The following is a 12,147-nucleotide window of genomic DNA, read 5'->3' on the forward strand; positions in this document are numbered from 1 at the left end:
TCTCGGTACCTACAATCCGTCCACATCTTGAGCTCAGCCCAAGCGTCAAGGAGGACGAATGGCGGGGCTTTCTACCCCTCATCGGTTGGACCACCCAACCCTCGCAGCCGCAGTGCTGACCGACGGCAACCGCCTGCTCGTGGTGGTCATCGGGATCGTCGCGCTGGCCGCTCTCGTGGTCGCGGGCGTGCTGCTGCGCCAGGTGCTCGCGGCCGGCGAGGGCACCGACAGCATGAAGAAGATCGCGGCGGCGGTCCAGGAAGGCGCCAACGCCTATCTGGCCCGGCAGCTGCGCACCCTCGGCGTATTCGCCGTCGTGGTGTTCTTCCTGCTCTTCCTGCTGCCCGCGGACGACTGGAATCAGCGCGCCGGGCGATCTGTGTTCTTCTTGATCGGCGCGGCGTTCTCGGCGGCCACCGGCTATATCGGCATGTGGCTTGCCGTGCGCAGCAATGTGCGCGTCGCCGCGGCGGCCCGGGAAGCGACCCCGGCTGCGGGAGAGCCGGAAAAGGATCTCACCGCCGTCTCCCACAAGGCGATGAAGATCGCTTTCCGTACCGGCGGCGTCGTCGGCATGTTCACGGTCGGACTCGGACTGCTCGGCGCCTCCTGCGTGGTCCTGGTGTACACGGCCGACGCGCCGAAGGTCCTGGAGGGCTTCGGCCTCGGCGCGGCACTCATCGCGATGTTCATGAGGGTCGGCGGCGGCATCTTCACCAAAGCCGCCGACGTCGGCGCCGACCTGGTCGGCAAGGTCGAACAGGGCATCCCGGAGGACGATCCGCGCAACGCCGCCACCATCGCCGACAACGTGGGCGACAACGTCGGCGACTGCGCCGGCATGGCGGCCGACCTGTTCGAGTCGTACGCCGTGACCCTGGTCGCCGCGCTCATCCTCGGCACCGCGGCCTTCGGCGACGCCGGCCTCGCCTTCCCGCTGCTCGTGCCCGCGATCGGCGTGATCACCGCGATGATCGGCATCTTCGCCGTGGCCCCGCGCCGCGCGGACCGCAGCGGCATGTCAGCGATCAACCGCGGTTTCTTCATCTCCGCGGTGATCTCGCTCGCGCTGGTCGCGGTGGCCGTCTTCGTCTACCTCCCGGGCTCCTACGGGGAGCTCGACGGAGTCACCGACCCCGCGATCCTCGGCAAGGACGGCGACCCGCGGATCCTCGCCCTCGTCGCGGTGGCCATCGGCATCCTCCTGGCCGCCGTCATCCAGCAGCTGACCGGCTACTTCACCGAGACCACCCGCCGCCCGGTCCGCGACATCGGCAAGACGTCGCTGACCGGTCCCGCCACGGTCGTCCTCGCCGGCATCTCCGTCGGCCTGGAGTCGGCCGTCTACACCGCTCTGCTCATCGGTCTCGGCGTGTACGGCGCGTTCCTGCTCGGCGGCACGTCGATCATGCTGGCGCTGTTCGCGGTGGCGCTGGCGGGCACCGGACTGCTCACCACGGTCGGCGTGATCGTGGCGATGGACACCTTCGGCCCCGTCTCCGACAACGCGCAGGGCATCGCCGAGATGTCCGGCGACGTCGAGGGCGCGGGCGCGCAGGTGCTCACCAACCTCGACGCCGTCGGCAACACCACCAAGGCCATCACCAAGGGCATCGCCATCGCCACGGCCGTCCTCGCGGCCGCCGCGCTCTTCGGGTCGTACCGTGACGCGATCACGACCGGCGCGCAGGACGTGGGCGAGAAGCTCAGCGGGGACGGCGCGCCGATGAGCCTGATGATGGACATCTCGCAGCCGAACAACCTGGTCGGCCTGATCGCGGGCGCGGCCGTCGTCTTCCTCTTCTCCGGACTGGCCATCAACGCGGTCTCGCGTTCGGCGGGCTCCGTGGTCTACGAGGTGCGGCGGCAGTTCCGCGAGAAGCCCGGGATCATGGATTACACCGAGACACCGGAGTACGGCAGGGTCGTCGACATCTGCACCAAGGACGCCCTGCGCGAGCTCGCCACGCCCGGTCTGCTCGCCGTGATGGCGCCGATCTTCATCGGGTTCACGCTCGGCGTCGGCGCGCTCGGCGCCTATCTGGCGGGCGCGATCGGCGCGGGCACGCTGATGGCGGTCTTCCTCGCCAACTCCGGCGGCGCCTGGGACAACGCCAAGAAGCTCGTCGAGGACGGGCATCACGGCGGCAAGGGCAGCGAGGCGCACTCGGCGACCGTGATCGGCGACACCGTCGGCGACCCCTTCAAGGACACCGCCGGCCCCGCGATCAACCCGCTGCTGAAGGTCATGAACCTGGTGGCGCTGCTCATCGCGCCCGCGGTGATCAAGTTCAGCTACGGCGACGACGCGAACGTCGGCGTGCGGATCACGGTCGCGCTCCTCGCGCTCCTCGTGATCGTCGGCGCCGTGTACGTCTCCAAGCGGCGCGGCATCGCCGTGGGTGACGAAGACAACGCCGAGCGCTCGTCCAAGTCGGCCGACCCGGCGGTGGTTTCCTAGCAACCGTCACGTTTCCCGGCTCAAGAGGCGGGCAGACGGCGCGTGTTGACGCGCCGTCTGCCCGTTTCGTCGTGCCTGTGCACGACTGGTGAGCCTTCTCTCGCCCGGGGTGAATGGATCCATCGGTCCATATAACGGACATTCGTTCTGGGGTTGGCACCCGGTTGGCGTGTATGTTCCGGGGCCGAGAGTCATGGAAGGGGCCGAACCGGTGAACAAGAAGCTCGGGGCCGCACTGTCCGGCGGTGCGGTACTGGTACTGGCGCTGTCCGCGTGCAGCAGCGGCGGCGACGACGGCAACAAGGAGCTCGACGCCTGGGCCAAGCAGGTCTGCGACGCGCTGCCCGCCCAGGACGCCAAGGTCGACGCGGCCAACGACGCGATCAAGAAGGCCGCCACCGACGACAACCCCCCGGCGAACGTCCAGAAGACCGACTCCAAGGCCTTCCAGGACATGTCCGACGCCTACAAGGCACTCGGGCAGACGGTCCAGCAGGCGGGTCCGCCGCCCGGCGTCGACGGCGGTCAGAAGAAGCAGCAGGACGCCGTGACGGCCCTCAACGGCCTGTCCACCTCGTACGCCGGCCTCAAGAAGCAGGTCGACGGCCTCGACACCAAGGACCAGGCGAAGTTCGCCGACGGCCTTCAGGACATAGCCACCCGGCTCGGCAAGCTCAGCCAGAGCGGGAACGCCGCGCTGAAGAACCTCGAGCAGGGCGACGTGAAGAGCGCCATGGCCCAGCAGCCGAGCTGCCAGAAGGTGGCGTCCTCCGCGTCCCGCGCCACGACCAGCTGACCCGCCGCCCCCTCGCCCGCCCGAGGGGGCCTGACGACGCGGTGCGGGTCGCGTGGGCCGCACCGCCGTACGGACGGCGGGCGGGACACAATGGGGGCGTGAGTGAAGCCACCCTGCCCCCGCTGCCCTCCGCCGAGCGCCCCGACGTCGCCGCCCGGCTGCGTGAGGCCCTGCTCGCGGCCTCTTTCACCGCCGACGGGCTGCTCGAACTGCTCGGCGCCCCCGCGTACGCGGCACTGGCCCGCAGCGAGACGGTGCCCGCGCTGCGCGCGACCCGCGGCGACACGCCCCTGGAAACGCTCGTCCGCCTGTTCCTGCTGCAGCAGCCCGTGCCCCACGCGCGCGTGGAGGACGTCCTGCCCGTCCACGCGTGCGTGGAGAGCGGCTGGCTGACGCGGGCGGGCGGGGCCGACGGCGATGTCGCCGCGACCGTGGACGTACGGCCCTACGGCGGGTCCGACGGCGAGGACTGGTTCATCGTGTCCGACCTCGGGTGCGCGGTCGGCGGGGCCGGCGGCATCGGCAACCGCGACGAGGGCGTCGTCCTCGGCGTCGGCGGGGCGTCCACGACCCTCGCCGGGATCACCGTCCGCACGCCCGTCGCCTCCGCCCTCGACCTCGGCACCGGCTCCGGCATCCAGGCACTGCACGCCGCCCAGCACGCCACGCGCGTGACGGCGACCGACCTCAACCCGCGCGCGCTGCACATCACCGCGCTCACCCTCGCCCTGTCCGGCGTGCCGGCGGCCGACCTGCGGGAGGGCTCGCTGTTCGAGCCGGTCCGGGACGACGAGACGTTCGACCTCATCGTGTCCAACCCGCCCTTCGTCATCTCGCCGGGCGCACGGCTGACGTACCGCGACGGCGGGATGGGCGGGGACGATCTGTGCCGCTCGCTCGTTCAGCAGGCGGGGGAACGGCTGAACGTGGGCGGGTTCGCGCAGTTCCTCGCCAACTGGCAGCACGAGGAAGGGGAGGACTGGCAGGACAGGATCAGGTCGTGGGTGCCGCGCGGCTGCGACGCGTGGATCGTGCAGCGCGAGGTGCAGGACGTCACGCAGTACGCCGAGCTGTGGCTCAGGGACGCCGGAGACCACCGGGGCGACCCGCAGGAGTACCAGGCCCGCTACGACGCCTGGCTGGACGAGTTCGAGGCGCGCAAGGTGAAGGCCGTCGGCTTCGGCTGGATCACCCTGCGCAGGACGGCGTCCGCCGAGCCCGTCATCACCGTCGAGGAGTGGCCGCACCCGGTCGAGCAGCCCCTCGGCGACACCGTCCGGGCCCACTTCGACCGCGTCGACTACCTGCGCGAGCACGACGACGCCTCGCTGCTCGCCGGGCACTTCAAGCTGGCCCCGGAGGTCATGCAGGAGCAGGTCGGACTGCCCGGTGCGGAGGATCCGGAGCACGTCGTGCTGCGGCAGAACCGGGGGATGCGCCGGGCCACCAAGGTGGACACCGTCGGCGCGGGCTTCGCGGGCGTGTGCGACGGCTCGCTCAGCGCGGGCCGCATCCTGGACGCGATCGCCCAGCTGGTCGGCGAGGACCCGGTGCTGCTGCGCGACCGCACCCCCGCGCAGATCCGGCTGCTGGTGGAACAGGGATTCCTGGAGCCCGCCTGACGCCTCCGCCTCACGCGTGATCGCCGGACGCCGCCCACGCGCGAGGCGATCGGATTCGCTCAGGCGCCCGCCCGAAATCGGCTGCCGGAACGGCACCGAACAGCCGATCAAGGGCGGCGGCGACAATTTCGAGTCGGTTCCGACACACGGCGGAGCCGTCGATCGCGGAGATCACGCGCCCGCCCCGCGACCCGGACGGCCCGCCGCCCCCGCCCGTCGGCCCGGTGTTCACCTCGGGTTCGCTCCGGCGCCGCCCGCGCGTGTCAGTCTCCCGGCAAGGGGCCACGCGCGGGTGGGAGAAGAGGGGGCGCTGACGATGACGGAGAGCGGACCGGCGATCTTCACGGGGGCGGTGTTCGCCCTGTTCGGCGGCTGTCTGCTGGCCTGGACGGCGGTCCGCGTACGGCAGCGGCAGCCCGTGGCGCAGGGTGTGAACCCGGTCGCATCGGCCGCCCTCGCCACCACCGTCGCGGTGATCGCGCTGACCGCCGGGGCATGGTGCTTCAGTCGTCTTTGACGCACCATGGAAGGTCCTGTGGAAGCCGGTGCGGGCATCGCGCGAGAGCGGCTCCACGGACAATTGAGAGATCGCCCTCCGGTCCGGCGGAAAAGTGCCGGTCGGCACTCCGGGCGGCAGGAATGGCGGTAGTCGGGTTACCGTTCGAGTGGCCGTTGCGGGCTTTTCCCGTTTGACACGGGGGCGGGATGTACCGTCACACTCCGCAGCGTCACCAGCGAAGCGAGCCGAAGAGACGCGGCGGTGTCCGGACGGCGAACGCGGAGAGGGCCCGAGGGCCGCTCGCGCTCGCCGCCTCGACGCCGGCTGTAGCGTCCGGAGGCGAGCTAGCCACGAAAGGGTGGCCCCGACCCCGGGAGCAAGGCCTGGGGAGGCCCAGCGTCGACCGGAGAGAAGAGCCAAGTTGTCCCCGACCAGCGAGACCGCGAAGGGCGGCCGCCGACTCGTCATCGTCGAGTCGCCTGCCAAGGCGAAGACGATCAAGGGCTACCTCGGCCCTGGATACGTTGTCGAGGCGAGCGTCGGGCACATCCGCGACCTCCCCAACGGCGCCGCGGAGGTGCCGGAGAAGTACACCGGCGAGGTCCGCCGCCTCGGTGTGGACGTCGAACACGACTTCCAGCCGATCTATGTGATCAACGCCGACAAGAGAGCACAGGTCAAGAAGCTCAAGGACCTGCTGAAGGAATCCGACGAGCTCTTCCTCGCCACCGATGAGGACCGCGAGGGCGAGGCCATCGCCTGGCACCTGCAAGAGGTCCTCAAGCCGACGATCCCCGTCAAGCGGATGGTCTTCCACGAGATCACCAAGGACGCCATCCGCGAGGCCGTCGCCAACCCGCGCGCCCTCAACCAGAAGCTCGTCGACGCCCAGGAGACCCGCCGCATCCTCGACCGCCTCTACGGCTACGAGGTCTCGCCGGTCCTGTGGAAGAAGGTCATGCCGCGCCTGTCGGCCGGCCGCGTCCAGTCGGTCGCCACACGACTCGTCGTCGAGCGGGAACGCGATCGCATCGCCTTTCGTTCCGCTGAGTACTGGGACCTGACGGGCACCTTCGCGACCGGCCGCGCGGGCGATCCCTCGGACCCGTCGTCGCTGGTCGCCCGCCTGCAGACCGTCGACGGCAGGCGGGTCGCGCAGGGCCGCGACTTCGACTCCCTGGGACAACTCAAGAGCGCCAACACCCTCCACCTCGACGAGGCGAACGCCCGCGCGCTCGCCGCCGCCCTGGAGAGCACCAGCTTCTCCGTGCGGTCCGTCGAGTCCAAGCCCTACCGCCGCTCGCCGTACGCCCCCTTCCGTACGACGACGCTGCAGCAGGAGGCGAGCCGCAAGCTCGGCTTCGGCGCGAAGGCCACCATGCAGGTCGCGCAGAAGCTGTACGAGAACGGCTACATCACGTACATGCGTACGGACTCCACGACGCTGAGCGACACCGCCGTGGCGGCCGCCCGCGCCCAGGTCACGCAGCTGTACGGCGCCGACTACCTCCCGGCGCAGCCCCGGACGTACGCCGGCAAGGTCAAGAACGCGCAGGAGGCGCACGAGGCGATCCGCCCGTCGGGCGACCGCTTCCGCACCCCCGCCGAGACGGGCCTGACCGGCGACCAGTTCAAGCTCTACGAGCTGATCTGGAAGCGGACCGTCGCCTCCCAGATGAAGGACGCCACCGGCAACAGCGTCACCGTGAAGATCGGCGGCACGGCGGCCGACGGCCGGGACGTCGAGTTCAGCGCCTCCGGCAAGACGATCACGTTCCACGGCTTCCTGAAGGCGTACGTCGAGGGCGCCGACGACCCGAACGCGGAGCTGGACGACCGCGAGCGCCGGCTGCCCCAGGTCGGCGAGGGCGACGCCCTCAGCGCCGAGGAGATCACGGTCGACGGGCACGCCACCAAGCCCCCGGCCCGCTACACCGAGGCCAGCCTGGTCAAGGAGCTCGAAGAGCGGGAGATCGGCCGCCCGTCGACGTACGCGTCGATCATCGGCACGATCCTCGACCGCGGATACGTGTTCAAGAAGGGCACGGCCCTCGTGCCGTCCTTCCTGTCCTTCGCGGTGGTCAACCTCCTGGAGAAGCACTTCGGGCGGCTCGTCGACTACGACTTCACCGCCAAGATGGAGGACGACCTCGACCGCATCGCGCGCGGTGAGGCGCGTGCCGTGCCGTGGCTGAAGCGGTTCTACTTCGGCGAGGGCACCGTCGAGGGCGTGGCCGCCGACGCCGGCAACGGCGACGGGGACCACCTCGGCGGCCTCAAGGAGCTGGTGACCGACCTGGGCGCGATCGACGCGCGCGAGGTGTCGTCGTTCCCCGTGGGCAACGACATCGTGCTGCGGGTCGGCCGCTACGGCCCCTACATCGAGCGCGGCGAACGCGACTCGGAGAACCACCAGCGGGCGGACGTCCCCGAGGACCTGGCGCCCGACGAACTGTCCGTCGAGCTGGCGGAGGAACTGCTCGCCAAGCCGAGCGGCGACTTCGAGCTGGGCGCCGATCCGCAGACCGGCCATCAGATCATCGCCAAGGACGGCCGCTACGGCCCGTACGTCACCGAGGTGCTCCCCGAGGGCACCCCGAAGACCGGGAAGAACGCCGTCAAGCCGCGCACGGCGTCCCTGTTCAAGACGATGTCCCTGGACACGGTCACGCTGGAGGACGCGCTCAAGCTGATGTCCCTGCCGCGCGTCGTCGGCACCGACGCCGAGGGCCAGGAGATCACCGCGCAGAACGGCCGCTACGGCCCCTACCTGAAGAAGGGGACGGACTCGCGTTCGCTGCAGTCCGAGGAGCAGCTCTTCACGATCACCCTCGAAGAGGCGCTGGAGATCTACTCCCAGCCCAAGCAGCGGGGGCGGGCAGCCGCCAAGCCGCCGCTGAAGGAGCTCGGCGAGGACCCGGTGAGCGGGAAGCCGGTCGTCGTCAAGGACGGTCGCTTCGGGCCGTACGTCACCGACGGGGAGACCAACGCGACCCTGCGCTCCGGCGACAGCGTCGAGACGATCACCCCGGAGCGCGGCTTCGAGCTGCTCGCCGAGAAGCGTGCCAAGGGGCCCGCCAAGAAGACGGCGAAGAAGGCCACGGCCAAGAAGACGACCGCCAAGAAGGCCGCACCGGCCAAGAAGACGGCCGCCAAGAAGACCGCGGCCAAGACGACCACCGCGAAGAAGACGACGGCGAAGAAGACCGCGACGGCCGCCAAGAAGACGACGGCGGCCAAGGCGGCCTCGGAGGACTGATCCGCCCTTCCCCGAAACGCCTGACGCACACCCGGCTTCACGGGATGCACACCCCGGCATCACATCGGTGTCGGGGTGTGCGTACGTGAGGATGGCTCCACCGGCCTGTCAGTCGCTCCCGATAGGCTGAACGCATGACGCGAGCCGAGCAGCCAACGGCCCACCACCCGGCGCAGGACGAGGCCCTGGTGGCGGATTCCCGCGAGCGCGCCGTCCGCGCTCTGTTGCGCCAGCCCCAGTTGAAGCGCTTGTGGAGCGCGCAGTTGGTGAGCGGCGTCGGTGACGCCCTCGCCCTGCTGGTCCTCGTCCTCCTCGCCCTCCAGGCGGCCGTCGCCGAGGGCTCCTTCGGAGGCGGCTACCGCGGAGTGGCGTTCGCGGTGGCGACGGTCTTCGGGGTGCGCATCCTCGCCACCCTCCTCTTCGGCGCGGTCCTGCTGGGCCCGCTGACCTCCCTGACCTCACCGGACGGCCCGCTCGACCGCCGCTGGACCATGGTCGGCGCGGACGGCCTGCGTGCCGTCCTGCTGCTGGTGGCGCCCCTGTGGATCGACTGGGTGCCGGACGACGCCCTGGCGCTGCTGCTCGTCACCGTCTTCCTGACCGGCGTCGCCGAGCGGTTCTGGACGGTCGCCCGCGAGAGCGCCGCGCCCGCGCTGCTGCCCGCCCCGCCCCTGGAGGGCGCGGCGGTACGGCCGTTGCCGGACCACATGGACGCGCTGCGCCGGCTGTCGCTGCGGACCAGCTTCGTGGCGGTGCCGCTGGGCGCGGTCGCCCTGCTGGTGGCGTCCCTGGTCAACAACCTGCTGGGCGCCGGGATCGACTGGTTCGACCAGCACCAGGCGGCCCTCGCCTCGTATGTCGCGGGCGGCCTGTTCGCGGGCTCCCTGTCCGTCGTGGTCTTCCTGGAGCTGCCCGGCACGCGCACACCGCGCGCGCGGTCGCCCCTCGAAGGGCTGCGCCGTCCGCGGACGGCCACCGGCGCCGACGCCGGCCGCACCGGCTCCATCCCGCTGCTGATCCTCGCCTGCGCGGCCGTGGCCGGGGCGATCGCGGCCGCCGTCGCCGTGGCGGTCCTGCACGCCAAGGACCTGGGCGGCGGCCCGGTGCTCTACGGCCTGTTCGTCCTCGCACTGACCGGCGGCGTCGCCCTCGGCGTCCGTACGGCGCAGAAGGTGCTGGTGTCGCTGTCGCGGCGGCGGCTGCTCGCCCTGGCGATCGCCTTCACCGGCGTGGCGCTGCTCGCGGCAGGCCTGGTCCCGGACGTCACCAGCGTGCTGCTGATCGACGTCCTGGCCGGCGTCGGCGCGGGCGTCGCGGCCAACATCGGGCACGCGCTGCTCGACCAGGAGACCGAGGAGCACCGGCGCACGCGCACGACGGAACACCTGCACGCCGTCGTACGGGTCGTCGTCGCGCTGGGCGCGCTGATCGCCCCCGTGGTGGCCGCGCTGATCGGGCCGCACCGCTTGGAGAACGGCAGGTTCGTCTTCGCGCACGGCGGGGCCGCGTTCACGTTGATGCTGGTGGGCGCGCTGCTGCTGCCGGTGGCCGCGCTCGTCCTGGCCAAGATCGACGATCGCTCCGGTGTTCCCTTGCGGCACGACCTGCGGGACGCGCTGCTCGGCGGCGACGACCCGGTGCAGGCGCCGGCCGCGAACGGTTTCTTCATCGCCCTGGAGGGCGGCGACGGCGCGGGCAAGTCCACGCAGGCCGAGGCGCTCGCCGAATGGATCAGGGGCAAGGGCCACGAGGTCGTCCTCACGCGCGAGCCGGGGGCCACGCCCGTCGGCAAGCGGCTGCGGTCGATCCTGCTCGACGTGTCGAGCGCGGGCCTTTCCCACCGCGCGGAGGCGCTGCTGTACGCGGCCGACCGCGCGGAGCACGTCGACACCGTCGTACGGCCCGCCCTGGAGCGCGGCGCTGTGGTGATCACCGACCGGTACATCGACTCGTCCGTCGCCTACCAGGGCGCCGGCCGTGACCTCTCCCCGACCGAGATCGCCCGGATCTCCCGGTGGGCGACCGACGGGCTGGTGCCGCATCTGACGGTCCTGCTGGACGTCTCGCCGGAGACCGCCCGCGAGCGTTTCACAGAGGCCCCGGACCGGCTGGAGTCGGAGCCCGCGGAGTTCCACACGCGTGTGCGCTCCGGTTTCCTCACGCTGGCCGCCGCCGACCCGGGCCGCTACCTCGTCGTCGACGCCGGTCAGGAACCGGACGCCGTCACCTCCGTCGTCCGGGCCCGGCTGGACCGGATGCTGCCGCTGTCCGAGGCCGAGATCAAGGCCCAGGAGGAGGCGCGGAAGAAGGCCGAGGAGGAGGCGCGCAGGAAGGCCGAGGAAGAGGCCGCCCGCAAGGCCGAGGAGGAGCGCCTGGAGCGTGAGCGCCAGGAGCAGCTGGCCCGGCTGCGTGCCGAGGAGGAGGAGCGCAAGCGGCGCGAGCTGGAAGAGGCTCAGCGGCGCGAGGCCGAGCGGCAGGCCGAGGAGGCCCGGCAGCGGGCCGAGGAGGCGGCCCGGCGCGCGGAGGAGGAGCGCGTGCGGCTGCTCGCCGAGGAGAAGGCGCGCGTCGAGGAGGAGGCCCGCCGCAAGGCGGAGGAGGAGCGCCGCCGCAGGGAGGCCGAGGAAGAGGCCCGGCTGCGCGCCGAGGCCGAGGCACTGCGCCTGGAGAAGCAGCGCAAGGCCGAGGAAGCGCTGCTGCGGGCGGAGCAGGCCCGGCGGGCCGCCGAGCAGGCCGCCGCGGCGGCGCAGGCCGGCCCGAAGAAGCCGGCCGCGCCCCCGGCGACGGCCCCTTCCGCCACCTCCTCGTTCGGGGCCGGCGGGGTCGGTCCGGAGGCGGCGACCGTTCCGACGCCGGTGGTCACGCCGACGAACGCGTCGGGCGGGCCGGTGGACGAGACGGCGGTGCTGCCTCGGGTGCGGATGGACAAGGATCCCGAGCCGGGCGCCGATGCGGCTCCCGCCGGGAAGCCGTCCGGGGCGTCTTCGGGAAGGTCCGGGCGGTCTCCGCAGTCGCGGCGGACCGCTGAGGCGACGTCCGACGCCGAGGTGACGACCGAGCTGCCTCAGCCGTCGCGGGCCGCGGGCGCGTCCGACGAGACGGCCAAGCTGCCTCCGGTGCGGGACGCGGACGCGGCCGAGACGGCCGTACTCCCGCCCGTGCGCGGGGAGGGCCCCGCGGACCGGGTGCCGCCGGGATACTTCCGCGACGAGCGTCCGGGCACAGAGCCGGACGGCTCCGACGACCGCACGCGCGAGCTGCCGCAGCTCGACGAACAGGGCGCACCGCGCCGGCGTCAGCGGTCCGACTGGGCCGAGGAGACCCCGCTGGACGACCTGCCGTCGCTGGCGGACGAGCTGCTGGGCCCGCACCAGGACGACGACTCAGGCGACGAGCGGGGAGACGGCTCCGGCGGCGGCCGGGGCGGTGGCCGCGGGCGCGGTCGTCGACGGTGAGGCTTCGCCGGTAGGGGGCTGCGGGCGCGGAGGATGAGGTGAGGCGGGGCTGGACCCG

At 71.9% G+C, this 12,147-nt stretch carries 6 protein-coding genes; all 6 read left to right on the top strand.

Annotated features, from left to right (window positions below):
- The first annotated feature begins 58 nt into the window (after positions 1-58).
- The 6 genes from ACFYXA_RS31905 to tmk all read left to right on the top strand — a co-directional run bounded on the left by ACFYXA_RS31905 (position 59) and on the right by tmk (position 12,089).
- Positions 59-2,461 (top strand): sodium-translocating pyrophosphatase, encoded by a 2,403-nt coding sequence (locus ACFYXA_RS31905; RefSeq protein ID WP_352244839.1) that lies wholly within the window; start codon positions 59-61, stop codon positions 2,459-2,461.
- A gap of 193 nt (positions 2,462-2,654) precedes the next feature.
- Positions 2,655-3,257 carry a small secreted protein gene (locus ACFYXA_RS31910; RefSeq protein ID WP_352244841.1) on the top strand — a complete coding sequence of 201 codons (603 nt, stop codon included), beginning with the start codon at positions 2,655-2,657 and terminating at the stop codon, positions 3,255-3,257.
- A gap of 98 nt (positions 3,258-3,355) precedes the next feature.
- Positions 3,356-4,879 carry a class I SAM-dependent methyltransferase gene (locus tag ACFYXA_RS31915; protein ID WP_130438496.1) on the top strand — a complete coding sequence of 508 codons (1,524 nt, stop codon included), beginning with the start codon at positions 3,356-3,358 and terminating at the stop codon, positions 4,877-4,879.
- 316 nt (positions 4,880-5,195) lie between these two features.
- The gene (locus ACFYXA_RS31920) at positions 5,196-5,396 is read left to right on the top strand and encodes a hypothetical protein (RefSeq protein ID WP_130438494.1); all 201 of its coding nucleotides are present in this window, start codon (positions 5,196-5,198) and stop codon (positions 5,394-5,396) included.
- A 403-nt stretch (positions 5,397-5,799) separates the two neighbouring features.
- Complete coding sequence (gene topA / locus ACFYXA_RS31925) at positions 5,800-8,637, top strand: type I DNA topoisomerase (RefSeq protein ID WP_352244843.1); 2,838 nt, start codon at positions 5,800-5,802, stop codon at positions 8,635-8,637.
- 134 nt (positions 8,638-8,771) lie between these two features.
- Positions 8,772-12,089: a dTMP kinase gene (gene tmk, locus ACFYXA_RS31930; RefSeq protein WP_389039488.1), complete on the top strand. Its 3,318-nt coding sequence runs from the start codon at positions 8,772-8,774 to the stop codon at positions 12,087-12,089.
- Positions 12,090-12,147 lie beyond the last annotated feature (58 nt).

The sequence above is a fragment of the Streptomyces sp. NPDC002566 genome (assembly GCF_042889585.1).
In the GTDB taxonomy this organism is placed as follows: Bacteria; Actinomycetota; Actinomycetes; order Streptomycetales; family Streptomycetaceae; genus Streptomyces.